The sequence below is a fragment of the Actinoplanes sp. NPDC051405 genome (assembly GCF_055586185.1).
Genome location: NZ_JBVJIR010000003.1, coordinates 349,171 through 373,682 on the forward strand (window position 1 = coordinate 349,171; position 24,512 = coordinate 373,682).

Here is a 24,512-nt window from a genome sequence, read left to right on the forward strand (position 1 = left end):
AAGGGCTTGGGTTCGCGGCAGGAGGACGGGCATGGTCCCGCAACCGCACGGCAGAGTCGTCGAGATCCGGGTGCACGGCGTCAGCGGTACGCCGATCGAGTCGGTCCTCGACGACCCTTGGCCGCGCCAGGTCGCCGGTGACGACGCCGGGCGCATCTTCCGCCGTACCGCCACGCATCCGTCCGGCCGGGTGATCGAGGGCTATCACTGGGGTCGGTACACCGCGGGGTCGCCGTCGCGGGCGCTGTGGCTGCTGCTGGTGCCGTTCGCGCTGGTGAACGTGGCCCGGTTCGCGCTGTTGATGCCCGAGCGGCGACGCACCCGGGACCGGGCGGCCGACGGCGTCATCCGGCTGCTCGGCCTGGTGCTGACCGTGACCATCGTGGTGACCACCTGCTATCTGGGCTGGAACGTGCTGGCCCGGCAGTGCGGCCCGGGTGCCTGCTCCGGCGGGTTCTGGCTGCTGGACTGGTACGCCGGCCGTTCCCCGGGCGTCCGCGAGCTGGTCGGCGCCGTGCTGCCGGGCGTGGTCCTGCTGGTGTTCTGGCAGTTCGACCGGTTGTCGTTCCCGCACGACCCGCCGGGCATCGCGCGTTCGCAGCGCCGCGGCAGCAACGGCGACCTGGGCGATCCGGGTTTCTGGCGCGGCGCTTCCGCGCAGACCTCGTGGCAGCGGGCCGCGCACGTGTGGACCGGCTGCGCCACCGCCGGTCTGCTGGCGCTGGCCATGCTCGGCCGCCCGGGCGATTGGGCCGGCGAGAGTCCGGTCTTCACGGCGGCGTGCGGGATCGTGGCCGCCGTTCTGGTCGCCGGCCTGGTCAGTGGCGTCTGGCAGGTGATCCGCAATGCGACGCCGGACGAGAAGGAGGCTGTCCCGGACGGCCGCGACCCGGTGGCCCTGCGCACGGGGATGCGCGCGACACGGTGGTCCACCGCCGGAGCCGCGCTCGCTGCTGTCGTGCTGGCCGCCATCGGATTGGACCACGTCACGCCGGTGGCGCCCGAGGGTGTGGGCGCGACCTTCTCGGCGGTCGCCAACGGCGTGTTCGCGCTGCTCGGCGCCGTGCTGCTGGTGCTGCTCGGGGTCTGTGCGCTGCTCGCGTACGGGGCCGGCGGGCGCGAGTTGCGGCTCGGCGGGGGCGAACGGCCGGCGATCCCGGTGTCGTTCCGGCCGTTCTACTTCGGGATGGGTGGCTGGCTCGGCGCGGCGCTCGGTGCGACGGCTGGGATGGGTATGAGCGCGGCAGCGGTGTTCTGGACGGCCCGGGCACTGGGGGAGCCGGTGGTCGACGGCGCGCGGACGCAGCCGCAGCAGATCGAGATCGCCGCCGTTTACTGGATCATGGCGGCGGTCTGGGGCGCGCTCGCCCTGGTGCTCGCGGTGGCGTTGCTGCCGATGGCCGCGTGGCTGTTGCGCCGGCGGACCTGGTGGCTGCTGGTGCCGGCGTTGCTGGCGGCATTGGGTACGGCGGCCTGGGCAGTGCTCGCCCACCCCGGCCCCGACGTGCTGTCCCGGCAGGCGGAGTGGCTCATCGCGGGTCTCGCGCTGGTGCTCGCGGTCGCCTTCGTGGTGTTCTTCACCGGCCGCGACAGTTTCCGGCGCCTGCTCTGCGAGGACTACACCAGCAACGAGAACCTGATCCGGGCCCAGGCGCGGGTGGCCGGCCGCTGGCGGATCGCGATGATCCGCTACCGCTACCACCACGTCATCGGCTTGCTGGCCACGCTCGGCGGGTTCGCGGTGATCGTCTCGGCGGGGGCCTGCGCCTGGCTGCTGGCCGCGTACGACGAGCCGCCGCGGGCGTTGATGGGCAACGCGACCGGCCCGCTCGGACAGCTCGGCGTCGTGGTCGTCTCGTTCGGCGCGACCGCGCTGGTGGTGCTCGGACTGGGCACGTGGCGACGGCCGGGGCTGCGTACCACGGTCGGGGTGATCTGGGATCTGCTGTCGTTCTGGCCGCGGGTGGGCCATCCGCTGTGCCCGCCGCCGTACGGCGGCCGGGCCGTCCTCGCGGTGGCCGGCCGCGCCGCGCAGTGGGCCGACCGCGGGGTGCCGCGCGGCGAGCAGGCCGACCAGGTTGTCCTCTCCGGACACAGCCAGGGCAGCGTGATCACGTTCGCCGCCTGCGCGGTCATCCTGAACCAGGCGGCCGGCCGGTCCAGCCAGGGCGGCGAGGCGGACGACCTGAACTTCGCCCGGGCGCGGGTCACTGCCGGGCGACTGCACATGATCACGTACGGCTCGCAGTTGCAGTTTCTCTATGCCCGGTTCTTCCCGTCCTACCTGGGGTTCGCGCAGCTCCACGAGGTCGGCACCGGAGGGCTGCGGCAGCGCTGGCTCAACGCCTTCCGGTGGACCGACCCGCTGGGCGGCCCGGTGCTCTCCTGGCAGGTGCCGAAGGGGCGGGAGAAATTCGGTCCGGACCTGACCGAGTGGCGCACGATGGGCTGCGGGCCGGACTGCACCGAGCACCAGGCGGTCGTACGCTGCGGCTGCTTCGAGCCATGCCCGGAGCCCTCCGCCGGCTGCCCGGAACCGCGCTACTGGACGGTCGGCGCGGACCTGCGCCTCCGGGACCCGGCCACCATCGTGGACTCACCGGACGTACCCCGGCTGGCGGCCCGGGGACACAGCGGCTACCTGTCCGATCCGGCGTACGAGATCCTCCTGCAGGATCTGCTCGACGGCGCAGTGCCGGCCGGCCACTGTGCGCAGAGCCGCTCCCGCCGGCGCGCTGTGAAGGTGTGAAGACGAAGGCACACTGGGCGGATGACGCCGCTGTATCGGCAACGGATGAAGCAAGCGGTGCGGTACGCCTGGATGATGCGGTTGGCGCTGCTGACCACGGTCTTCGTCGCCGCCTGGGTGCTGCTGCACGAACGGCTCTCCTGGGCGTTCCTGGCCGCCCTGCTGATCACTGTGGTCTGCCTGTTCCCGTCGATGCTGGTGCCGCTGCCGTGGACCCGGATGGGTCTCCGGTACGCGATAACCACCGGCCTCGCCGCCGAGCGGGACACGTACCTGGAGCTGGCGGCCAAGTGCGGGGCGGCCGGCGACCACGCGGAGCAGATCTCGATCCTCCGGGCATGGGCCGAGCGTGCTGATCCGGAGGCGTACCAGCTGCTGCTCACGGTCCTGGCCGAGCATGGGATCCCGGCCGACGTGTCGGGTCTGCGCAAGAGCGTTCTCCGGGGTCTGCCGGAGGAGAGCGCGCTGTTCAAGCCGTGGCCGGGCCTGGACGGTCCTGGGCTGCTCGGGCAGGCCCAGGATGCTCGGCGGACCGGCGACCCAGGGTGCTCCGAAGTCTGGCGCTGCTCCTGGACGCTGCCGGGATGCCGGACCCGGAGGTCTGGCGCCGGCTGGTCGATGCCCGGGCGACCGGGTTCCATGGGCTGCTGGCCCGGCATCTGGCCGCCACCGGCCGGCTCGACGAGGCGGTCGAGCTGATGCGGGTGGGCCCGGACGGCACCCGCCCGAACTTCCGTGAGGTCAAGGAGTTCCTGCGCGAGCGCGAGCTGGACAGCCGGCTGGAGGACGAGGCGCGGCGGGTGTGGGACGAGCTGCGGATGACCGAGGCGCTGATCGAGCTCCGGCAGCTGCTGACCGAGCAGGACCGCCTCGACGAGCTCGCCGCGTTGCCGGAGCCCACGCCGCCGAGGTCCTCGGGAGGCGCGCCGCAGGGCCGGTGGCCTGGGTTCAGCGCGAACCTCACCATGCCGAGCTCGGGCTATCAGGGGCCCACCTTCACGTGAGCCCGTCCTTGCCAAACGCGTAACACACTCGTTACGCTTTCGCGGTGGACGAGGTGGCGGCGGCTATCGCCGATCCGGTGCGCCGCGACATCCTGGTGATGTTGCGGGAGCGGAGTCTGCCCGCGGGGGAGATCGCCGACCGGTTCGCCATCAGCCGGCCCGCCGTGAGCCGGCACCTGCGGGTGCTGCGGGAGAGCGGGCTGGTCCGCGACACGCTCGTCGGCCGCCGGCGGCTCTATGAGCTCGACCCGTCGCGGCTCGCCGGGCTGATCGAGTGGCTCGACCAGTTCACCGCGGCCGCCGGCTGGGAGCGCCGCTTCGACGCACTGGAGACCGAGGTCTACCGCACCCGTCGCGAGCGCCGCCGAGGCGGACCGACGGACCGACGACAGGAGAACACGGCATGATCAGCTCACCCACCGGCCGGCTCTTTCCCACCGCCGACGGCGGCGATCTCGTGGTCAGCCGTACGTTCCGGGCCCCCATCGAGGACGTGTGGGCGAGCGTGACCGAGTCCGACCGCACCGCCCGCTGGTTCGGCGCCTGGACGGGCGACGCCGCCCCCGGAAACACGATCAAGGTGCAGATGGTCTTCGAGGAGGGGGCGCCGTGGTTCGACTTCCGGATCGACGCGTGCGAGCCGCCGCGGCGGCTGGCTGTGTCGATGACCGATCAGGCCGGCAACCGGCAGGTCGAGCTGCTGCTGTCGCACAGCGAGGGCCGGACCGAGCTGCGGCTGGTGCATCGCCTGGACAATGTCGCCGAGGCCGGCGAGATGGGTCCCGGCTGGGAGTACTACCTCGACCTGCTGGTGGCGGCCCGGGACGGCCTGCCCACCCCGAGCTTCGACGACTACTACCCGGCCATGAAGCCGTACTACGAGGGCCTGCTGACCCCCACCGACCCGGCCTGACCGCTGATCTTTCCTGAACCGCGCTGACAGTCATCGATCCGAAACGGCCTGAGATCCGTATCACTGTCAGGGCCGGATGCAGGGATCCGGCGAGCGGAGGCGCCACGGTGAACGGCAGACATGGCAAGGAGCCGCCGCGGTCCGGACCGTCTCCGGACGCGCCCGACGACGCCCGGGACTGGTTCGAACCGCGTGCCGCCGTGACCGAGCCGACGCAGGTCCTGCCGCTCGTCACCGCCTCGCCGCCCCGGCTGCCGCCGCCCATGGTGGTCGCGCGGGCGGTGATCGTCTACCAGGAACGGCCGCGGCGGCCCTGGCGGCTGTGGGTCTTCACCGTGGCGATCGTGGCGCTGACCATCGGGGTCGTGCTCGGGCAGACAGCCGCGTTCGACCCGGTCTACCGGCCCGCGGCCGGTGCCCAGGTCGAGCCGCTCCCACCAGGGGTGCCGACTCCGTCCGGGCCGCTGCCGAGCACGCTGGAGCAGCCGTGGCCGGACGCCGCCCATCGGATCACCACGCCGCTCGGCTCCGTGCGGGCGCGGCGCCTCGAGGTGGCCGGGGCCTCCGCGGTGCTGCGCATCCGCGGCGCCGACCTCGGCGAGAACCTGTTCGACATCGCGACGACGGACCGCAGCGCGGTGCCGAGCCTGACCGAGAGCAAACAGGGCTCGCGGCTCGAACTCACCCCGACCACCGAGCCGGGGACGGTCGGTGCCGAGCTCCAGCTCAACACCAAGGTGGCGTGGACCCTGAAGCTGGCCGGTGGCTCGGCCGAGCAGACCATCGACCTGCGCGCGGGCGTCGTGGCGGGCATCGAGATCGTCGGCGGGACCACCCAGCTCGTCCTGCAACTGCCCGAGCCGAAGGGCACCGTAGGAGTCTCGGTCAGCGGTCCGGTCGGCGAGCTGGTCGTGCGCACCAAGGCCGGCACCCCGGTCCGGCTCCGCCTGCGCGGCGGCGCCAAGACCGCCACCGTCGAGGGCAGGAAACCCCGCAAGGTCAAGGCCGGCGGCGCGCTGACCCCGGACGGCTGGTCGGCCGCCAAGAACCGCTACGACGTGGTCGCCGCCGACCCGGTGACCTCGGTCAGCTCGGCGGCATTCTGACCGGCGGCGTTCGGATGGATCAACACCTTCAATCCGGTACGGGCGGCAGCGGTGCTCAGGGCCGTGGTGACCGCGCTCAGCGGGAACACGTCCGAGACGATCGGCGCCAGGTTGACGAGGCCCCGCGCGGCCAGCTCGATCGCCCGCGGGTAGACCTCGCCCATCCGGCGGGCCATGACCAGCGTCAGCCCCTTGCGGCGGGCCAGCCCCGCGCTGAACGAGGTGCGGTCGCCGTCGGGAATGCCGACCAGCACGACGCGGGCGCCGGGCTTGGCGAGCCGCAGCGCCGCGTCCACGGCCGCATCCGACCCGGAGACCTCGAAGACCACGTCCGCGAGGCCGGCCCCGTCGGCCGGCTCCGCGCCGAACGACGCGGCCACGGCCATCCGGTGCGGCAACGGCTCGGCGGCGAGCACCCGGGTGGCGCCGTGCCGGCGAGCCAGCTGCACCAGCAGCAGGCCGATCGGTCCGCAGCCGACGACCGCCACCGTCGACGCCATTCGCAGGTGGGCGAGGTCGAGGGCGTGCAGCGCGACACCCAGCGGCTCGAGCAGGGCACCGTCGTCGTCGGAGAGGTTGTCCGGCAGCGGGTGCAGGCGCTCGGCCGGCCAGGTCAGGAACTGCCGCAGGCCGCCGTCGCAGGAGCCGTGCCCGGCGAAGACGACAGTGGGGCACAAATTGCCGTACCCGTCCCGGCAGGGCTCGCAGATGCCGCACGGGATCGCCGGATCGATCGCGACCCGCCGGCCGTCGTCCGGTCCGCCGCGGATCACACCGGCCATCTCGTGACCGAGCACCAGCGGCCGGGCCAGCACCGCGTCGCCGATCCCACCCTCGGTGAACCAGTGCAGGTCGGAGCCGCATATGCCGACCGAGGTCACCTCGACGAACCGCGCGTCGGCGCTCCCCGGCGAGGGACGGTCCTCGAGGTGCAACCGGACGTCCCCGGCGCCATGCAGACGGGCCACAAGCATGCTCAGCTCGGTCACGGATCGACGCTAACACCGTTGGAGGGGATCGCGACTTGCCGATGAACCCGTCATGATCGGCGGCATGAACGACGCCGCGGTGCCCCGCCCATGACCGCCGCCGACCTGCGCGCGATGCTCGCGGCCGACCACCTCACGCACGTACCGGGCGTCTGGGACCCGGCCAGTGCCGCGCTCGCCGTCCGGGCCGGGCACCGGGCCGTGCACCTGTCCGGGCAGGCGATCGCGGCCACCATGCTGGGCCGGCCGGACCTCGGCTACACCCCGGCGACGCAGATCGCCGACCGGGCCACGACCCTGATCCCGGCCCTCGAAGGTGTGCCGCTGCTCGCCGACGCGGACATCGGCTACGACAGCCGCAATGACGCGGTGTGGACCGCGCTGTCCTACCAGCGGGCCGGCATCAGCGGACTCGTCCTCGACGACGGCCAGGACGCCGGCCGGTCGGCCGACCGGATCGCCGCGCTGGTCGCGCAGGTGCCCGGCATCGTGCTGGTCGCCCGGGTACGCGGCCGCGGGCTCGCCGAGACGATCGAACGGTGCCGGGCGTACGCGGGCGCGGGGGCGGACGCGGTGCTGCCGGAGGACATCTCCGAGGCGGACGATCTCGGTCGATTGCGCGCTGCGCTTCCCGCCGTACCGCTGGCTGTGAACCGATCCGAGAGCGCGAGTGGCCGCGGGCGCCTGACCGGCGCGGAGCTGGCCGGGTCGGGGGTGCGGCTGGTGCTGCACCCGCTTGCTGCCGTGCTGGCGGCGCTGCGGGCGGCGTCGCTGACCTATCGCACGATCGCCGACGAGGGGGACGCCGGGAACGTGGACCGGATGCCGCTGGCGGCGCTGGCCGCGGTGACCGAGCGGCCGGCCCCGGGCGTCACCCCGCTCATCGACAAGATCGATACCTGAGGCCGGTTAATGGGTTGTCCATCCCGCTGGGGCGGGCCTACCGTATGGATCAACACCGAACGCACCGAGATGGTCAGGAGACCGAGATGTTGTGGCAGCCCTCGCACACCGCGCACCGGCTCACGCCGTGCCGCGAGGCTGCCGTCGCCCTGACCGGGCGGCCCGGTGCGGTCAGTGAAAGCAGCAACGGCAACCAGGAATCGGGCAGGCGGCGCGACTAGCGCACCTCGGCACAGCCGCCGCCCACCCTGCCGGGTCGGGCGGCTTTTTCGTATCCCTACGGGTGTAGCTCAATCGGTAGAGCAACGGCCTCCAAAACCGTGCGTTGCGGGTTCGACTCCTGCCGCCCGTGCTTCCCCGCCCCGGCCCCGGCCGGCGGCAACGGCGCTTGAAAACTCCACAGCGGATGACAGAAACAGGGAACGCCCGTGAGGCTGAGGGAGGTAGACCACCGGACTCTCAATCCGGAGGACCGGGTTCGACCCCCGGACGGGCGACAGTACTTGTTCGACGCGGTTGTAGCTCAGTGGTAGAGCGCGACGTTGCCAACGTCGAGGTCCCGGGTTCGAGCCGGCAGCCGCTCCGGAACACCCTGGGTCGCGCGCTTTCCGGCGCGGCGACCGGCCGGCGGGGCCGCGACCCCGCCGGCCCTCTGCGGGCTGGTGCAATCCGGCAGCACGCCCGGCTCTGAACCGGGAGGTTGGAGGTTCGAATCCTCCGCTCGCAGCTCACGCCCTCGTAGCCCAACGGCAGAGGCCCGACGTTGAGGACGTCGCCAGTGCGCGTTCGAATCGCGCCGAGGGCACGCAAGACAGGCCAGTGGAGCACGACAGGTCGTGCACCCGTTTCGTAATCGGGAGGTAGCGGGTTCGAGTCCCGCCGCTGGCTCGGAACCCTGGGCTCGTAGCTCATCTGGTAGAGCGCCCGTGTCGCAAGCGGGAGGTGGCCGGTTCGACTCCGGCCGGGTCCACGCAAGAAACCACCGCGGGCGGGTGGTCCTGGAGAGCTGGCCGAGTCCGGTTGAAGGCAGCGGAGTGCTGATCCGCCGCAGGGGCACCAGCCCCTGCCGAGGGTTCGAATCCCTCGCTCTCCGCGCTGCACGATCCGGCGTCGCCCAATCGGCAGGGCAGCGCACTGTTAATGCGTACAGGTGAAGGTTCGAGTCCTTCCGCCGGAGCCGTCCCGCCCGTATAGCTCAGCGGGAGAGCGCCGCCTTCACACGGCGGATGTCCCAGGTTCGATCCCTGGTGCGGGCACTGGCCGAACAGGCCGAAGTTGTGGCTGTAGCTCAGTTGGCCCAGAGCGCCGGGTCGTGGCCCCGGAGGTCGCCGGTTCGAATCCGGCCAGTCACCCTCACGTTGATCTGCCCTCGTAGCTCAGCGGACAGAGCACCGGATTCCGAATCCGGGGGCCGCTGGTTCGATCCCAGCCGAGGGCGCGCACGGTCGGATGCCCGAGTGGTCAGGGACCCGTCTGCAAAACGGGATACGCCGGTTCGAATCCGGCTTCGGCCTCCAGCCTGTCATCCGCTGTGGAGAGGGATCCGTGACCGCTGACCTGGGCACGGTTTACGTGCGGTGGACGTGGTGGCGTTGGTGTTCGAGGTTCCCGCGGGGGTCGTCGCCGACACTTTCAGCCGTAAGTGGTCGCTGGTGGTCTCGCATGTGCTCATGGGGATCGCCATGCTCACCACCGCGCTGGTCGGCGACTTCCTGTCATTGCTGTTCACGCAAGTGCTGTGGGGGCTGTCGTGGACCTTCGCCAGCGGAGCGGACATGGCGTGGATCAGCGACGAGCTCGATGATCCGGTCCGCGTGCCGACGGTGCTGATCCGCGCCGAGCAGGCCCAGCTCACCGGGACCGTCGCCGGGCTCGCGGGCGTCGGCGGGCTGGCCTGGCTCACCGGGCCGACCACGGCGATGATCTTCGCCGGCGCAGCCATGTCGCTCCTCGGCCTCTACGTCGCCGCCTTTCCCGAGCGCCGTTTTGTTCCGGTGCCGGCGAAACGGTGGTCGGCGGCCCGGTCGATCCTGGCACGCGGGTCGGCGCTGGTCCGCGCCAGCCCGGAACTGGTCGCCGTGTTCGCCGCGACCTTTCTGGTCAGTGGTGTGGCCGACGCTTTCGGGCGGCTGTACCCGTTGCGGCTGGTGGCTCTCGCGCCGGCGGTCGATCCGCTTCTCTGGTTCACCGGGCTGGGCGTGCTGATGTGTCTCGCGGGGGTTGTTGCCCTGAGCTTCGTGCAGGCCGGGCTGGGCGGTGCGCACCCCTATGTGCTGGCCTGCGGGGTCGCCGCGATCGGCGTCCTGGGCCTGGCGTTCGCCCCGGACGCGTTCAGCGGCAGTTTCGCCGTACTGCTGGCCGCGGGTGCGTTGCCGCTGACCCGGACCTTCGGCACCCTCCGGGTCAACGCCCGGACCGCCGGGGCGGTCCGGGCCACGGTGCATTCGCTGCTCGCCCAGGCCGAGTACGCGGGGAAGATCGTCTGCGGCCTCGCGATCGCCCTCGTCGCCGGCCGGACCGGGATGCTCGTGGCCCTGACGGCGTGCGGTGCGCTGCTGGTCGTCGCCGGGTTCCTGGTCCGCCGGCGCAGCGCTTAGGAGGGCGGGGCAGTCGGCTTGGGGGAGTACTTGTCCTTGCACTCGGCCACGGTCAGGCAGGCGAACACGAGCTGGTCGACGCCGGACAGGCTCTTCACCGGGCGTTCGTCGTCGCGGAGCTTGCGGACCGCGGCGATGTCGGTCATCCGCACCTCGAAGCTCTCCGGCAGGTTCTCCGGCTCGATGCCCGCCACGTCGGACGGATCCGCCGAGAACATCTGGTGCATCTTCTCGTACGCGGCCTGCTTGTCGGTGAACGTCAGGCCGGTGAAGCCGGGGAGGGCCCGCAGCGCCGCCTCGACCTCCGCGCGCTGCGCCGGGGTCGCCTCGTTCTTGAGGATCACCGAGAAGGACGCGTTCTCGTCCAGGATCTTCTGGATCTGCTCGTCCCGCGACGGCCCCGCCTCATCGCCGAACAGGCCGCACCCGGCGGACCCGCCCGCCGCCAGCAGAAGGACAACAACGATCTTCAAGATGCGCACGGCGAGTAATGCTAGTGCGGCGGGCAAGGAATCGACGCTTGTCTGGATCAATTCGACGTGCGCTGCGACGATGGGGCGATGGGGGAGCGGTTCGGATTCTGGCGGCGGCCGCGACTGCCGGGCAGCAGGCACTGGCTGTCCTATGTGTACGCCGCGATCGGCGCGCTGCTGCTGCTCGCCGGCTTTCTGCTGCTCTATCCGATCCGGCACGTCGACAACTTCGCCACCGAGCTGCGAATCAGCATCGGGTCGAACATGCTCGACCTGGTGCTGGCCGTGCTGGTGCTGCAGCCACTGGTGCTCTCCCTCAACCGCAACGCGGTGAAGTGGCGCAACCGGCTCGACTACCGCGAGGTGATCAGGCGCATCGAGCGCTCCACCGACCAGGTGGACATCTGGAAGTACTGGACCGGGCTGCTGGAGCCGCGGCTCGAGCGTACGTTCGCTCTCGCCGTACGCGCGGCTCTGGAACGTGGGGTGCACTTCCGGATCATGCTGACCGATCCGTCGTGCCCGGACGCCGCCGAGCGGGCCCGGCAGGTGAGCCCGACCGACGCCGTAGCTCTGATGCGCCAGAACATCGCGCAGCTCGACGCGATCGTGCGGGACCTGCCGCCGCGGTCGGCCGAGCTGTTCCGGGTCCGGATCAGCTCCGCCGGTCCCGCGCACGCGATGTACCGGGTCGACGACTGGCTCTCCTACGGCCTGTTCCGCGACCGCCGGGTGAGCGAGAACTACCAGCGTGAGGTCAGGGTCCGCAGCGACCTGGGCGGGCTGGCGCTGGAGGCGTTCGACAACCGGTGGAACGGCACCGGCCTGCAGACCATCACCGAGCACTACCGGATGTGCCTGCGCTTCACCGTCCCCGACGAGGTCGTCGAGCATCAGCTCCGGTACGTCGTCCACGACGGCGAACACTGGGTCAACGTCAATCCGTTCGCGCTGCCGCACGCCTTCCACCCCGACCACGAGGTGTCCGTGTGCGGGGACGGCCGGCAGCGGTACGCCCTGGACAAGGCCGGTGCGCAGACGCAGGAACGGGTGGCGGACCTCTACGCCGCCAAGTACGGCCCGGACCAGGGTCCTGTCCTGCTCCGGATGATCAGCCGCTGACCGGTCCGGACACGACGGTGCCCGGGCGGGACGCCCGGGCACCGTGTGACGCCTCAGTGGATCACGAGATGCGGATCTTGGCTGAGGTGCCGTTCTCCTCCAGTACGCGGATCTTCACGCCCACCGCGGGGAGCTTGACCCCGTGGTTGGGCAGTTCCTCGTAGAAGTACTTCTTGGTGTCGTCGAACAGCGGCTGCGCCGCCTGCCCCCGCAGGTACGACGGCTGGCCGTTGATGTGCAGCGTGAACGAGTCGGCCTTGCGGAGCCCGAACGGCGCGTCGTAGACCTGGATGCGCGCGCTCCACGGCAGGCCGTCGAGCCGGTACTGCGGCTGTGGGTGGGCGTCGATGTAGAGGTTGCGGCCCTGACCCGGATGCCAGTTGGTGTCGTTGTCCACCTGCGACCGGTCCCAGTAGGAGATCAGCACACCCTGCTGGTACGAGTAGTGCTCGACCCAGTCCGGTTTCGTGTTGAGGAAGCCGAAGTTGTACGGGCCGGTCTTGAGATAGCGATCGTAGGAGACGTACGTGCGGTGGCCGGCGATGTAGTAGTTGTCGTAGTCGCCGGTGGAGCTGGTGCCCACGGTGCTGAAGCCCTTCAGCGTCCACGGCGTGGTGCCCTCGGCGTCGTCGCTGAACAGCACCGTGCCACCGTCGGTGACCTGGATGTTGTCGGCGAAGAAGCCACCGGCCGAGAAGCCGCCGTCGGTGCGGTAGTAGAGCTGGAGGTAGACGTTCTGGCCCGCGTACGCGTCCAGCGGCACGGACACGTCCACCCACTGGTTGTCGGTGCTGCCGTCGATCGCCGGTCGCGGCGGGTTGGCCCCGTCCCGCCCGAACGGCTGCCCGTTGACCGTGCCGTCGAGGGCCGTCCACCGCTGACCGTCGAGCGACGCCCGCACGTACAGGTAGTCGAAGCCTTCCTCGATGTTGTAGCGGGCCTTGAACGACAAGGTCGGATCGGTCGCGCCGGTCAGGTCGAACTGCCGGGTCATCGAGTTGCGCAGGTCGTCGGCGTTGCCGGAGAAGTACTGCCGGGAGCCGGAGAACGGCGCGCCGAACTCGGTGGTCACCCGTTTCTTCGGCAGCACCACGACGGCCGCCTGCGCCTTGTTGCTGTTGTACTCCTGTGGCCCGAGGGTCAAGGTGCGCTTCTGCTTCGCCACCACCGTCTCGTAGTCGAGCCAGCCGAGCTGCAGCTTGTTCCACGCGCCGAGGTCGCCCGGGCGGGTGCCCAGCGGCTCGCCCTTGCCGTTGAGGCGGCTCTGCGCCATCAGCGTCCAGTACTCGTTGTTGTTGGTGCCGCCGGTGAGCACGTTGTAGTCGTCGGGCAGGCCCAGGTCATGGCCGTACTCGTGGACGAAGACGCTGAGGCCGCCGTTCTCCGGCTGCATCGTGTAGTCGCCGATCCACAGGCCGGTGTCGGCGATCTCCGTGCCGCCCAGCAGGTTGCCGGCCGGGCCGCGGTCACCCTCGTCGTCGCCGTACGCGAAGGCGCGGTGGCTCCAGATGGCGTCCTCGGCCTGGTACGGGTCACCGTCGGCCTCGTCGCCGCCGGCGTGCACGATCTGGAAGTGGTCGAGGTAGCCGTCCGGCTCGTTGAAGTTGCCGTCGGCGTCGAAGTCGTACCGGTCCCACTGGTCGAAGGTCTTGAGCTCCGCGGCGATCTGGGCCTTGGTCCGCCCGCGGGCCTCCTGGTCGGCGACCCACTGGTTGGCGGCGTCCCGGACCAGGTCGTAGGAGGTGTTGCAGACGTTGCTGGAGCAGACGTTCGGGTCGTCGCCGTTGGCGTCGGTCGGGTCGTCGCCGGAGCGGCCGTACCGGGCCTCGTTGTACCTGACCTTGACCCAGTCGGTGACCGTGCCCTCCACGCTGTACCGGCCGGAGGACTGCGTCTGGTAGTAGGTCTTGACCGACTCGACGTTGCGGCCCTCGCCGAAGTAGAGGTTCTGGTAGTGGTCGCGGTTGTAGTCGGCCTGCCAGACGGTCGTGTTGTCGACAGCCCGGTTCGGCTCGGGGATCTGGTTGTGCACCGGACCGTCGAAGCGCTGCGGTCCGGGCGTGCTCGGGTCGGTGTCCTGGTCCGGGAAGCGCGGGTCACGTTCGTCGCCGAACTCGGCCAGGATGACGAAGATCCGGTCGGTCTGCTCCCGGGCCAGCTCGACGTACTGGTCCCGGTTGTCCTTGGCGCCGCGGCGGTTGCGCGCCTCGCCGCCGAAAGCGCCACCGCCGGCGGCCTGGCCGACCTTGACGACGGTGCTGCCGTTGCGCTTCTCCAGCTTCGCGCGCCCGGACAGGACGTCACTGACCGCCTTGTCCCGCAGCGTGCGGCGCTTCTTCTCCAGCGGGCTGACCAGCTCGTCGCTGGCCACGCCCGGTTCGTTCTTCGACGGCACCGCCGCCGCTGTATCGGCTGGCGGAGCCGCCACCGCCGCCGGACTGAGCGAGACGCCCACCCCGGATGCCAGGCTCAGGCTCAATAATCCCACCAAGGCTTTTCGCACGGACGAACCTCCGCGATCGTCATGCCGCCCCCGCCGATCAGGCAGGACGGGCCGGATCGAATGTGGACCTGTACAAGGCCTGTGAAGGAACGTAGACATCGACGAGTTCGGAAGGGAAGACCTCGGCCGGGTCGGCTGCGCGGCGCTGCCCGGCCAGAGCAACAAGCGACTCGTCGGCTATACCGGTACACACACGGTCAGCCCGGCTTTTGTCGCAGGGCAGGTCGCCCGTCGCTCTTGGTCTCACCTCAACGTCCCGATTCCCCCGTACGCGCTGCGTAACCGGGCGAGGGCGACCTGTTCCCTGCAACGGATCCAATGGTCGTCGGCGGACCTTGTGCGAAGCATGGGAGACTGGTCAGGTTCCTTGTAGATTTCTTGAATCCCCTGGTGGGACGCGTTCGGGCGAAGGGTGTGCTGAGGTCAGTTGGCGGCGGAGTTCGGGGTGCTCGGCGCCGTGGAGGCCCGCGTCGGCGGCCGGCCCGTCGAGCTCGGGCATGCTCGGCAGCGCTCCGTGCTGGGCGTGCTGCTCGTCGAGGCCGGCCGGCCGGTCACAGTCGACCAGCTGATCGACCGGGTGTGGGGGGCTGACGCCCCGCAACGGGCCACCGGCGCGCTTTACAGCTATCTGTCCCGGTTGCGGCGGGCCGTCGCCGATGCCGCCGAGGTGACCATCGAGCGCCGGGCCGGCGGATACGTGCTGACCGTCGATCCGCAGGCGGTGGATCTGCACCTTTTCCGCCGGCTCGTCACCCAGGCCCGGGCGGCGGACTCCGACCGGTCGGCCACCGAGCTGATCGAGCAGGCCCTCGGCCTGTGGCGCGGTGAGCCCTTCGCCGGCCTGGACACCCCGTGGCTGAACGGGATGCGGCGGCTGCTGCTCGGTGAACGGTTCGCCGCCGAGCTCGACCGCAACGACGTGCTGCTCCGGCTGGGCCGGCACGGTGAGCTGCTGCCCGCGCTGGCGGCCGCTGTCGCCGAGCATCCGCTGGACGAGCGGCTCGCCGAGCAGTCGATGCTGGCTCTGTACAGGTGCGGCCGTCAGGCGGACGCCGACGAGCAGTACCGGCTGATCCGGCGGCGCCTCGCCGACGAGCTCGGCAGCGATCCCGGCGCCGGGCTGCGCCGGCTGCACGAGCGCATCCTCGCCGCCGACCCCACCCTGGCCGCCCCGGCCGCCGACACCCCGGCTGCGGCGGTTCAGGTCGCCGCGCCCGCGACGGTGCCGGCCCAGCTGCCCGCGGACGTGCGCGCTTTCACCGGCCGTACCGGTGAACTGGCCGCGCTGGACCGCCTGCTGGCGCCGCCCGAGGGCGACGAGCCGCCGCTGACGGTCGCACTGCTTTCCGGCACGGCCGGGGTCGGGAAGTCCGCCCTGGCCGTACGGTGGGCGCACCGCGTACGGGAGGCGTTCCCCGACGGCCAGCTGTACGTGAACCTGCGCGGTTACGACGCCGAGCAGCCCGTGGCAGTCGCCGACGCGCTGGCCGGTTTCCTGACCGCGCTGGGCGTACGGGGTCCCGAGATGCCGCTGGGCACCGACGAGCGTGCCGGCCGCTACCGGTCCGAGCTGACCGGCCGCCGGATGCTCGTGCTGCTCGACAACGCCTCGTCGGTGGAGCAGATCCGGCCGCTGCTGCCCGGCACCGGCTCGTGCCTGGTGCTGATCACCAGCCGGGACTCCCTGCCGGGCATGGTGGCGGTCCACGGCGCCGAGCGGGTCAACCTGGATCTGCTCCCGCTGGCCGACGCGGTGGGCCTGCTGCGCCGGCTGATCGGTGCCCGGGTGGACCGGGAGCCGTCCGTCGCCGCCGACCTGGCCGCGGCCTGCGCCCGGTTGCCGCTGGCGCTGCGGATCGCCGCCGAGCTGGCCGCGGCGCGCAGCGATGTCTCGCTGGCCGAGCTGGTCGCCGAGCTGGGCGACCATCAGCTGCGGCTGGATCTGCTCGACGCCGGCGGCGATCCGCGGGCCGCGGTCCGGGCCGTGTTCTCGTGGTCGTATCAGAATCTGCCCGCTGACGCGGCGCGGGCGTTCCGGCTGCTCGGCCTGCATCCGGGCGACATCGTGCACGTCGCGGCGGTGGCCGCGCTGACCGGTACGGACGTGGGGGAGGCGCGGCGGCTGCTCGGCGTGCTGGTCCGGGCCAGCCTGGTCTACATCGGGCGGGGCGGGCGGTACGGCATGCACGACCTGCTGCGGGCGTACGCCGCGGAACTGGCGACCGAGCACGACCCGGCGCCGGCGCGGAAGGCCGCGCTGACCCGGGTTTTCGACCATTACCTGGCCGGTTCCATCGCGGCGATGAACGCGCTGCACCCGGACGACCCCGCGGCCGGCGGTGACCCGGACGCGGCCCGGAGCTGGATCGAGGCGGAACGGCCCAACCTGGCCGCCGCCTGCACGTACGGTGCCGCGCACGGCTGGTACCGGCACGCCGTCACCATCGCGGCGACCATGTTCCGTTACCTCGACGCCGGCGGCCCGGTCGCCGAGGCCGTCACCGTGACCGCGGCCGCTGTGTCCGCGGCCCGGGCCCTCGGTGACCGCGAGGCCCAGGCCCGGGCGCTGTCCGATCTGGGCCGGTTGCACCGGCGGCAGGGCCGGCTCGACGAGGCGGCCGAGACCTACCGGCAGGCCCTGCTGCTCTACGCCGACCTGGGCGAACGTGCCGCCGAAGCGGTGGCGCTGCGCAACCTGGGCAGCGTCCACTGGCGGCTGGGCGACTACCGGCAGGCCGCGGAGCACTATCGGCGGGCCTGGACGCACTACCGTGAGCTGGGCGACGAGGCCGGGCAGGCCGACGCCTCGGTGCGGCTGGGCCTGGTCGACGCCCGGCTCGGCGACGAGGCCCAGGCGGCCGGACGTCTCCGGTCGGCCCTGGAGCTCTTCGCGCGGCTCGGCGACCGGTTCAGCGAGGCGTACGTGCTCTCCCTGCTCGCGCGGCTCACCCAGCAGCCCGCCGACCTCGAACGGGCCGGCGTCCACCTGGAACAGAGCCTCGCCGCGGTCCGGCAGGCCGGCGACCGTACCGCGGAGGCGTACGTCCTCACCGACCTCGCCGCCGTGTACGCCCGGGTCGGACGGCTCACCGAGGCGGCCGGTCAGCTGCGGCAGGCTCTGCTGCTGCACCGCCGGATCGGGGACCGGGCCAGCGAGGCCGAGGCGCTCAACGACCTCGGCCAGGTGCTGCGCGCCGCCGGTGACGACCAGGAGGCGCGGCACCAGCACGACCAGGCGCTGCTGCTGGCGCGGGAGATCGGCGACCGGTTCGAGCAGGCCCGCGCGCACGACGGCATCGCCGCCACCGACGTCACCGGTGGGCCGCACCGCGAGCTCGCCCGCGGCCTCTTCGGCGAGCTGGCCGTGCCCGCCGCGCCGAGCCTCGAAGTGCCGACGGCGACTCCCGGCCGGTAGTCACACCCGGAGCACACCGTCGACCCAGAGCACGGTGACCGGGCATCCACGGGTCCGGGCATACGTGACGATGTCCGCCGTGCCGCCGAGACCGCGGGCCGGCCGGCCGTCCCAGACCGCGAAGAGATGGTCGCAGCGATCCACCAGGGCCTGACCGGCGGCGAGATACGCCTGCTCGCTGGGCTCCGGATAGGGCATCGTGGTGACCGTCGCCGCCGCCCGCCTGAGCTCGGTGAACCGGGCCCGGCTGCCGGCCCCGCTCAGCGAGCAGGCGTAGCCCTCACACGGCAGGATCACCTCGAGGGTGCCGCCGGCCGCCAGCACGTGGGCGGCGAACAGCTGGTCGGCGCCGTCGGCGAGGTTCGACAACCCGTACAGCTGCGCGCCGGCCGGGAGGACCCGGCGCCAGTGGTCCTCCGCGCAGTCAACGATCTCCGGCGGGAGAATCTGATGACCGGTGACACCGAACCGCACCCCGACCCCCGTACGAAGGCTCGTCGACCTGTAGAAGCACCATGACGATACGGTCTCCCGCCTTTTCCCGGGGGACGCCGGCATGGACAATCTGTCGTCGCTGGACGTGCCGACTGCCGGGGGACCGTGTCATGACCTTCAATGGGTTCATTTCGTACAGCCACGCCGCGGACGGGCGTCTCGCGCCCGCCGTGCAGCGTGGTCTGCACCGGTTGGCGAAGCCCTGGCACCGTCGGCGCGCCCTGTGGATCTTCCGGGACCAGACCGGCCTGTCGGTGACCCCGGCGCTGTGGTCGTCCATCCAGACCGCGCTGGACGGCTCCGAATACTTCGTGCTGCTCGCCTCGCCGGAGGCCGCCGGATCACCGTGGGTGAACCGGGAGATCGAGCACTGGATCGCCACCAAGACGGCGGACCACATCCTGCCCGTGGTGACCGACGGCGAATGGCAGTGGGACACCGAGCGGCACGACTTCACCGAGGACTCCACGGCGGTGCCCGCGGCGCTGCGCGGCGTGTTCGACGAGGAGCCGTTGTTCCTCGACCTGCGCTGGGCGCGCGGCAGCGAGCACCTCAGCCTCCAGCATTCCCGCTTCCGCGACGGGATCGCACAGCTGGCGGCCCCGATGCACGGGGTGAGCAAGGACGAGCTGGAAGGCGAGGACGTCCGGCAGCATCGCCGGGCGCGGCGGCTGCGCTCGGGTGCGGTGGCGACGCTGGTGCTGCTGACGATGCTGGCCGCGGTGACCGGCATGTCGGCGGTGCGCAACGCGGAACGGGCGCGGTCCGCGGCGGCCGAGGCACTGCGCCAGCAGCAGGTGGCCGAAGTGCAGCGCGGCAGTGCCGAGCGGTCCGCGCAGGAGGCGCTGCGGCAGCAGGAGCTGGCCAAGCAGCAGCAGGATCTGGCCCAGCAGCAGCGGACCCGGGCGACCGACGCGACAGCCGCGGCGGACGAGGCCGAACGCCTGGCCCAGGAGCAGCAGAAGCTCGCCGACGCGGCGGCCGCGGAGGCCCGGCGGCAGCAGCGGCTCGCCGACCGGGCGGCGACCCGGACGCGCGAGCAGCAGCGCCTGGCCAAGGAGGCTGCCGAGCGCGCGCAACAGATGGAGCAGGAGGCGCGGCGGCTCGCGAAGGTCGCGCAGGAGCAGCGGCGGCTGGCCCGGGAAGCGGCCGCGGAGGCCGACCGGCAGCAGGCCAAGGCCGACGAGCAGCAGCGGATCGCGGTCAGCCGGCGACTGATGATCCGGGCCAAGGCGTCGATCGTCGACGACCCGAAGACGGCCCTGATGCTCGGCGCGGCCGCCCACGAGCTGCGGCCCGACGCCGAGAGTCACAAGGAGCTCGCCGGGGTCATCACGGCGACGAACTACGCCGGCTCGATCAGGAACACGACCTGGACCGCGTACGCGAAGGACGGCGTCCTGGCCGCGCTCGGCAGCGACGGCCGGGTGACGCTGTGGAATGTGACCGACCGGCGGAACCCGTCGATGCTCGCCACGCTGGGCGAGCGGGCCGCGAAGGGCGGGTCCCTGCTGTTCAGCCCGGACGGCAGGACGCTGGCCGTGGTGGGCGCGCAGGACAAGGCGGTCCTGTGGGACGTGGCGGTCCGGTCGCGTCCGGTCCGGCTCGCCACGCTGGCGAACGAGGGCACGGTCCGCTCGCTGGCGTACAGCGCGGACGGCAAGACCTTCGTCACGGGTGACCGGTCCGGGATCACCAGCCTGTGGGACACCAGCGATCGGACCGAGCCTGAGCTGATCACCAGGCTGGACGGCTTCGTGCCGTACCCGGTGGAGGATCTCGCGTTCAGCCCGGACGGGCGCACCCTGATCGTGGACAAGGGCCGGTTCGTTCCCGTCTACGACATGACCGATCCGCTGGATCCGATCGCGCTGCGCGGGGTCGTCGGCTTCGGCGGATCCCCGATGGTGTTCACCCCGGATTCGAAGAAGCTGATCATCGGCGACTTCGACGGCACGGTCGCCTACTACGACATCCAGGCGCGCCGGGACGAGATCCGCGACGGGATCCGGGCCCTGGACGACGATCCGCAGCCCCCGGACATGCCGCCCGACGAGCCGGACTGGGGAGCGTACGACCGCATCCCCAGCCTCGGCGGGACCATCAGCGCGATCACCCTCAGCCCGGACGGGCGGATGATGGCCGCCGGTGACGAGGACGGGACGGTCACTGTGTGGGACGGCCGTACGGTGATCTCCAGCATGCGGGCCAACGCCGGGATCCGGACGCTGGCCTTCGGCCCGGGCGCCGGGACGCTCGTCACCGCCGACACCTCGGGCAACGCGACCATGTGGAACGTGACGCCCCGGTCCGCCCCGGACCGGCTGGCCGCGCTCGCCGTCGCGGGCGGCTCGAACCGGGCCACCGTCTTCCGCCCGGACGGCCGTACCCTGCTCGCCGCCGGCTCCGACGGCCGGGCGAGGACGTGGAAGGTGACCGACCCGGCCCGTCCCGTCCCGGGTGCGGACGTCACCGTCCACAGCGGAGCTGTCCGATCGGTGGCGTTCAGCGCGGACGGCCGCACGGTGGCGGCGGTCGGATCGAAGGACGGCCGGCTGACGGTCTCCGAGGTGGCCCGGCCGGACCGATCGGTGACGCTCACCGTGCTGCCGGAGTACGTGCTGGGGACGAACGCGATGGCGTTCAGCCCCGACGGGCGGACCCTCGCCGTCGTCGCGGACAACACCGCGATGATGTTGTGGGACCTGACCGACCGGAAGCGGCCGGTCCTGCGGGCCACCCTGGGCGGCAACAGCTTCGGTACGGCGTTGGCGTTCAGCCCGGACGGGCGGACGCTGGCCGTCGGCGGCGAGGACCGCACCCTGACGCTGTGGAGCGTGGCCGATCGCAGCCGCCCCGTCCGGATCGCCGCGCTCACCGGGCACAGTGATTTCGTGCAGTCGGTGGCGTTCACCGCGGACGGGCGGACGCTGGCGAGCGCCGGCTTCGACTCCAGGACGATCTTGTGGGACGTCACCGATCGCGTCCATCCGCACCGGCTGGCCATTCTGGGCGGCCACTTCCGGGGAGTCGAGTCGGTGGCCTTCAGCGCGGACGGGCGCACGATGGCGACCGGGGGCCGCGACAACACGGTGAACCTGTGGGACACCGCGAAGCCGGCCGAGCCGATCCGGGTCGCCACGATCCCGTCCGGCCTCGGGGGTGAGGCCCGCGAGGTGACGTTCCGGCGCGACGGGCAGACGCTGGCGGTGACCGGGCAGTCCCGCGACACCGTGACCGTCACGCTGTGGAGCTACGCGAAGCTGAACAGCCTGCGTAACGACCCGGCGGGATACGCCTGTGCGATCACCGGCCGCGGCCTCAGCCGGAGCGAGTGGGCCCGGCACATTCCTGAGCTGGCCTACCGCCGTACCTGTGCTCCCTAAGGGCCGAGGCCGGCTCGCCGGTCCTGGAGGAAGGCCCGCTCGGTCTCGTTGCCGGCCAGGGTGATGGCCTCGTCGTAGGCGGCCGCGGCCTCCCGCACCCGGCCGAGCCGGACCAGCAGGTCGGCCCGGGTCGCGGGCAGCAGGTGATACCCCGGCAGCTGGAGGTGCTCCAGTGCGGCCAGCGCCAGCCCCGGCCCGTGCACCTCGGCCACCGCGACCGCCCGGTTCAGCGCGACCACGGGGGTCGGCGCCAGCGCCTGCAACTGGTCGTAGAGCGCCAGGACCTGCTGCCAGTCGGTGGCCGGGCCGTCGGTGTGCACGGCGTTGATCGCCGCCTGGATCTGGTACGGGCCCGGCCGGTTGCGCCGCAGGCACCGGCGGACCAGGTCATGCCCCTCGGCGATGAGCGCCCGGTTCCACAGTGACCGGTCCTGGTCCGGCAGCAGCACCAGCTCACCCGCGGGACCGGTACGGGCCGGCCGGCGTGCCTCGGTGAGCAGCAGCAGGGCGAGCAGGCCGACGACCTCGAGCTCGTCCGGCATCAACGCGGCGAGCTCGCGCGCCAGCCGGATCGCCTCGGCGCACAGGTCGGTCCTGATCAGCGATCCGCTGGTGGCCGTGTACCCCTCGTTGAACATGAGGTAGAGCACGGTCAGCACCGGCGGCAGCCGGTCCGGGAGCTCCTCGGCACCCGGCACCCGGTACGGGATGCCGGTGTCGCGGATCTTCTTCTTGGCGCGCACGATGCGCTGGGCGATGGTCGCCTCCGGCATCAGGTACGCCCGGGCGATCTCCGGCACCTCGAGCCCGCCGAGCAGGCGCAGGGTCAGAGCGGTCCGCGCGTCGGGGGCGAGCGCCGGGTGGCAGCAGGTGAAGATGAGTCGAAGCTGGTCGTCCTGCACCGGTCCCACCTCCTGGGGTTCGTCCGGCTGGTGCAGCAGCAGTGCCTGGGCGTGCCGTGCCTCGCGGGTGGATTCCCGGCGGAGCCGGTCGATGGCCCGGTTGCGGGCGGTGGTCACGATCCAGGCGCCCGGGTTCGGCGGCAGGGTGTCCCACTTCTCCAGGGCCACCGCGAACGCGTCCTGGACGGCCTCCTCGGCGAGGCTGATGTCGCCGAGGAGGCGCACGAGCGTCGCCACGCAGCGGCCGTACTCCGCCCGGTAGACGCCGTCGATGTCCATGCCGGCGGGCCGCCCGTTCAGCTCTCGGGCTCGTCTTCGAACGGCCGCACCTCGACCGGGCCCATGCAGGCCGCGGAGCACTTGGCGGCCCAGCTCAGCGCCTCGTCGAGGTCCTGGCACCGCAGCACCCAGAACCCGCCGAGCTGCTCCTTCGTCTCGGCGAACGGACCGTCGGTCATGGTGGTGCCGCTGCTGTCGGCCCGCACGACGGTCGCGCTGTCGGCCGGCAGGAGACCCCCGCCGAAGACCCACGCGCCGGCGGCCTGCAACTCCTTGTTGACCTTGTCGACCTGGGAGTAGGCCTGCTGCATCTCCTCCGCCGACGGGGTCGGCGCGCCCTCGACCATGTGTACGGCGAGCATGTACTGCTTCATGATTCTTTCCTCCGGTGAATAGACAGCTGGAATGGTGACAGAAGCTGGGGGTGCGTGTCGCCGGATCAGGCCGGCAGACGCCGCGCGATGACCGGGATGACGATCGCGGCGGCGACCAGGTGGGTGAGCATGAGCAGCGCCTTGGTGCCGGGCGCGGCGTCCACGATCACGTCCGGGACCAGCGAGAGAACGGTCAGCACGACGGTCGTGCGGACGAAGGCCCGCCGCGGGTGCCGGGCCGTACGCGCCAGCACCGCGGCCAGGATCACGCCGACCAGCGAGAACACGGTCGTCAGCACGCCGAAACCGGAGACCGGGATCGGCGCGCCGCCCACGTCGAGGCTGACCCCGGCCGCGTCACCGGCGGCGGCGACGACCATGGTGGCGGCACTCGCGGCCGCGGTGGCGGCGACCCCGAACCCGATCAGGGCGGCGACGTCGGAGCCGGCGGTACGGGTCGTCGTGGTGGCGGTCGTGGTGGCGGTGGTGGTCATGATGCCCTCCGGGCGGTCCGCGGGGCCGGCTCCGTGCCGGCCTCTCATCAGGGCTACGAAAAGGGCCCGCCCCGATCGACGACTCCGCCGAAGATTCTCAGAACTTTTCTGCCGGGCCTGATTTTTCCCGGCGCACCATCTCGGTGATCCAGATCGGCGCGAACGGCGACGTGCAGTTCGGTGGCGTCGGGTAGTCCTTGAGCACCTGGAGCCGCTCGCCGATGTCGATCGCGCGGGCGCGGTGCCCGGCGTGCTCGATCCCGATCTGGGCCAGGCAGTGGTTCATCGCCCACTGCAGGCGGTCGGGGGCGTCCTTCATCCCGGCCTCGATGATGTCGAGCAGCCCGCCGAGATCCAGGCCGGCCGGCTTCTTCGCCACCCGTTCGGTGGTCAGCGCCCAGCCGGCGCTCGCGACCACCGGGTCCGGATCGGCGAACCAGGCCAGGCGCAGCTCCTCGGCATGCGGGCTCTTCTTGACCACGTAGTTGACGAGCCAGTCGTGCACCTTGGGCGTACGCGCCCGGCGCACCATGACGTCCAGCTCGTCCCGTCCGAACGCCTTCGGCCGGCAGATCAGCAGGGCCAGCAGCTTCGCCGCGGTGTCGTCCGTCTCCCAGAGCTGCCGCGCGAGGTCGTGCTGGACCTTCAGCCGTTTCGCCACCGCGCGCAGCTTGGTGAGGTTCACCCCGTGATCGTCACCGTGTCTCTCGTTGACCGCGCGGACCTTCGGGTCCTCGAGCGCGGCCAGCTCGGCCAGCACCTCGTCCACTGTCGTGTCAGCCACCTCGGCCTCACCTCCTCACCTGGG

20 protein-coding genes and 13 tRNA genes are annotated in these 24,512 nt (G+C 71.8%); 25 read left to right on the top strand and 8 right to left on the bottom strand.

Annotated features, from left to right (window positions below; translation table 11 throughout):
- Nucleotides 1-31 precede the first annotated feature (31 nt).
- From ACZ6S4_RS09435 to ACZ6S4_RS09460, 6 genes are all read left to right on the top strand, one after another.
- Nucleotides 32-2,749 carry a hypothetical protein gene (locus ACZ6S4_RS09435; protein ID WP_465474448.1) on the top strand — a complete coding sequence of 906 codons (2,718 nt, stop codon included), beginning with the start codon at nt 32-34 and terminating at the stop codon, nt 2,747-2,749.
- Between the two features lie 21 nt (nt 2,750-2,770).
- Nucleotides 2,771-3,448 (top strand): hypothetical protein, encoded by a 678-nt coding sequence (locus ACZ6S4_RS09440; RefSeq protein ID WP_465474449.1) that lies wholly within the window; start codon nt 2,771-2,773, stop codon nt 3,446-3,448.
- Nucleotides 3,448-3,753, top strand: coding sequence for a hypothetical protein (locus ACZ6S4_RS09445; protein ID WP_465474450.1), 306 nt, complete (start codon nt 3,448-3,450; stop codon nt 3,751-3,753). The genes ACZ6S4_RS09440 and ACZ6S4_RS09445 overlap by 1 nt, the downstream gene beginning before the upstream one ends.
- Nucleotides 3,754-3,797: 44 nt before the next feature.
- A complete protein-coding gene (locus tag ACZ6S4_RS09450; protein WP_465474451.1) occupies nt 3,798-4,160 on the top strand; it encodes a metalloregulator ArsR/SmtB family transcription factor in 363 nt (120 codons plus the stop codon).
- Complete coding sequence (locus ACZ6S4_RS09455) at nt 4,157-4,666, top strand: SRPBCC family protein (RefSeq protein ID WP_465474452.1); 510 nt, start codon at nt 4,157-4,159, stop codon at nt 4,664-4,666. The genes ACZ6S4_RS09450 and ACZ6S4_RS09455 overlap by 4 nt, the downstream gene beginning before the upstream one ends.
- Before the next feature lie 107 nt (nt 4,667-4,773).
- Nucleotides 4,774-5,772, top strand: a complete 999-nt coding sequence (locus ACZ6S4_RS09460; RefSeq protein WP_465474453.1) for a hypothetical protein — start codon at nt 4,774-4,776, stop codon at nt 5,770-5,772.
- On the opposite strand, the gene ACZ6S4_RS09465 is transcribed toward ACZ6S4_RS09460, so the two are convergent.
- Nucleotides 5,718-6,761, bottom strand: coding sequence for a zinc-dependent alcohol dehydrogenase (locus ACZ6S4_RS09465; RefSeq protein ID WP_465474454.1), 1,044 nt, complete (start codon nt 6,759-6,761; stop codon nt 5,718-5,720). The two genes, ACZ6S4_RS09460 and ACZ6S4_RS09465, sit on opposite strands and share 55 nt — an antisense overlap.
- Before the next feature lie 90 nt (nt 6,762-6,851).
- Between ACZ6S4_RS09465 and ACZ6S4_RS09470 the strand changes: the two genes are divergently transcribed.
- The 16 genes from ACZ6S4_RS09470 to ACZ6S4_RS09545 all read left to right on the top strand — a co-directional run bounded on the left by ACZ6S4_RS09470 (nt 6,852) and on the right by ACZ6S4_RS09545 (nt 10,261).
- Complete coding sequence (locus ACZ6S4_RS09470) at nt 6,852-7,664, top strand: isocitrate lyase/phosphoenolpyruvate mutase family protein (RefSeq protein WP_465474455.1); 813 nt, start codon at nt 6,852-6,854, stop codon at nt 7,662-7,664.
- An 86-nt stretch (nt 7,665-7,750) separates the two neighbouring features.
- Complete coding sequence (locus ACZ6S4_RS09475) at nt 7,751-7,885, top strand: hypothetical protein (protein ID WP_465474456.1); 135 nt, start codon at nt 7,751-7,753, stop codon at nt 7,883-7,885.
- Between the two features lie 58 nt (nt 7,886-7,943).
- A tRNA-Trp gene (locus ACZ6S4_RS09480) sits at nt 7,944-8,016 on the top strand.
- 71 nt (nt 8,017-8,087) lie between these two features.
- Nucleotides 8,088-8,161 (top strand) — tRNA-Glu (locus ACZ6S4_RS09485).
- Nucleotides 8,162-8,176: 15 nt separating this feature from the next.
- Nucleotides 8,177-8,246: transfer RNA gene (locus tag ACZ6S4_RS09490), tRNA-Gly, on the top strand.
- A 71-nt stretch (nt 8,247-8,317) separates the two neighbouring features.
- A tRNA-Gln gene (locus tag ACZ6S4_RS09495) sits at nt 8,318-8,391 on the top strand.
- 5 nt (nt 8,392-8,396) lie between these two features.
- A tRNA-Leu gene (locus ACZ6S4_RS09500) sits at nt 8,397-8,469 on the top strand.
- Between the two features lie 10 nt (nt 8,470-8,479).
- A tRNA-Thr gene (locus ACZ6S4_RS09505) sits at nt 8,480-8,552 on the top strand.
- 9 nt (nt 8,553-8,561) lie between these two features.
- Nucleotides 8,562-8,634, top strand: a tRNA-Ala gene (locus tag ACZ6S4_RS09510).
- A 30-nt stretch (nt 8,635-8,664) separates the two neighbouring features.
- Nucleotides 8,665-8,757: transfer RNA gene (locus ACZ6S4_RS09515), tRNA-Ser, on the top strand.
- Nucleotides 8,758-8,767: 10 nt separating this feature from the next.
- A tRNA-Asn gene (locus tag ACZ6S4_RS09520) sits at nt 8,768-8,841 on the top strand.
- Between the two features lie 7 nt (nt 8,842-8,848).
- Nucleotides 8,849-8,920: transfer RNA gene (locus ACZ6S4_RS09525), tRNA-Val, on the top strand.
- Nucleotides 8,921-8,941: 21 nt separating this feature from the next.
- Nucleotides 8,942-9,016 (top strand) — tRNA-His (locus tag ACZ6S4_RS09530).
- Between the two features lie 13 nt (nt 9,017-9,029).
- Nucleotides 9,030-9,102: transfer RNA gene (locus ACZ6S4_RS09535), tRNA-Arg, on the top strand.
- 5 nt (nt 9,103-9,107) lie between these two features.
- Nucleotides 9,108-9,181, top strand: a tRNA-Cys gene (locus ACZ6S4_RS09540).
- A 78-nt stretch (nt 9,182-9,259) separates the two neighbouring features.
- Nucleotides 9,260-10,261 (top strand): MFS transporter, encoded by a 1,002-nt coding sequence (locus ACZ6S4_RS09545; protein ID WP_465474457.1) that lies wholly within the window; start codon nt 9,260-9,262, stop codon nt 10,259-10,261.
- Here ACZ6S4_RS09545 and ACZ6S4_RS09550 read toward each other — a convergent pair.
- Nucleotides 10,258-10,743, bottom strand: coding sequence for a permease-like cell division protein FtsX (locus ACZ6S4_RS09550; protein ID WP_465474458.1), 486 nt, complete (start codon nt 10,741-10,743; stop codon nt 10,258-10,260). The genes ACZ6S4_RS09545 and ACZ6S4_RS09550 overlap by 4 nt on opposite strands.
- A gap of 78 nt (nt 10,744-10,821) precedes the next feature.
- On the opposite strand from ACZ6S4_RS09550, the gene ACZ6S4_RS09555 reads away from it, so the two are divergent.
- Nucleotides 10,822-11,856, top strand: coding sequence for a hypothetical protein (locus ACZ6S4_RS09555; RefSeq protein WP_465474459.1), 1,035 nt, complete (start codon nt 10,822-10,824; stop codon nt 11,854-11,856).
- Between the two features lie 61 nt (nt 11,857-11,917).
- Here the strand turns inward: ACZ6S4_RS09555 and ACZ6S4_RS09560 are convergent, their stop codons facing one another.
- Nucleotides 11,918-14,344, bottom strand: a complete 2,427-nt coding sequence (locus tag ACZ6S4_RS09560) for an immune inhibitor A domain-containing protein (protein WP_465474460.1) — start codon at nt 14,342-14,344, stop codon at nt 11,918-11,920.
- A gap of 442 nt (nt 14,345-14,786) precedes the next feature.
- Here ACZ6S4_RS09560 and ACZ6S4_RS09565 point away from each other — a divergent pair, with 442 nt between their 5' ends.
- Entirely contained in the window at nt 14,787-17,774 is a 2,988-nt protein-coding gene (locus ACZ6S4_RS09565) for an AfsR/SARP family transcriptional regulator (protein ID WP_465474461.1), read from the top strand.
- Here the strand turns inward: ACZ6S4_RS09565 and ACZ6S4_RS09570 are convergent, their stop codons facing one another.
- On the bottom strand, nt 17,775-18,248 hold the full coding sequence (locus tag ACZ6S4_RS09570; RefSeq protein WP_465474462.1) for a hypothetical protein: 474 nt from the start codon (nt 18,246-18,248) through the stop codon (nt 17,775-17,777).
- Between the two features lie 131 nt (nt 18,249-18,379).
- Here ACZ6S4_RS09570 and ACZ6S4_RS09575 point away from each other — a divergent pair, with 131 nt between their 5' ends.
- Nucleotides 18,380-21,655, top strand: a complete 3,276-nt coding sequence (locus ACZ6S4_RS09575; protein ID WP_465474463.1) for a TIR domain-containing protein — start codon at nt 18,380-18,382, stop codon at nt 21,653-21,655.
- On the opposite strand, the gene ACZ6S4_RS09580 is transcribed toward ACZ6S4_RS09575, so the two are convergent.
- The 4 genes from ACZ6S4_RS09580 to ACZ6S4_RS09595 all read right to left on the bottom strand — a co-directional run bounded on the left by ACZ6S4_RS09580 (nt 21,652) and on the right by ACZ6S4_RS09595 (nt 24,488).
- On the bottom strand, nt 21,652-22,836 hold the full coding sequence (locus tag ACZ6S4_RS09580) for an RNA polymerase sigma factor (RefSeq protein WP_465474464.1): 1,185 nt from the start codon (nt 22,834-22,836) through the stop codon (nt 21,652-21,654). The two genes, ACZ6S4_RS09575 and ACZ6S4_RS09580, sit on opposite strands and share 4 nt — an antisense overlap.
- A 17-nt stretch (nt 22,837-22,853) precedes the next feature.
- Nucleotides 22,854-23,210: a YciI family protein gene (locus ACZ6S4_RS09585; protein ID WP_465474465.1), complete on the bottom strand. Its 357-nt coding sequence runs from the start codon at nt 23,208-23,210 to the stop codon at nt 22,854-22,856.
- 65 nt (nt 23,211-23,275) lie between these two features.
- Nucleotides 23,276-23,704, bottom strand: coding sequence for a DUF6069 family protein (locus ACZ6S4_RS09590; protein WP_465474466.1), 429 nt, complete (start codon nt 23,702-23,704; stop codon nt 23,276-23,278).
- Nucleotides 23,705-23,801: 97 nt separating this feature from the next.
- The gene (locus ACZ6S4_RS09595) at nt 23,802-24,488 is read right to left on the bottom strand and encodes a DNA alkylation repair protein (RefSeq protein WP_465474467.1); all 687 of its coding nucleotides are present in this window, start codon (nt 24,486-24,488) and stop codon (nt 23,802-23,804) included.
- Between the last annotated feature and the right edge of the window lie 24 nt (nt 24,489-24,512).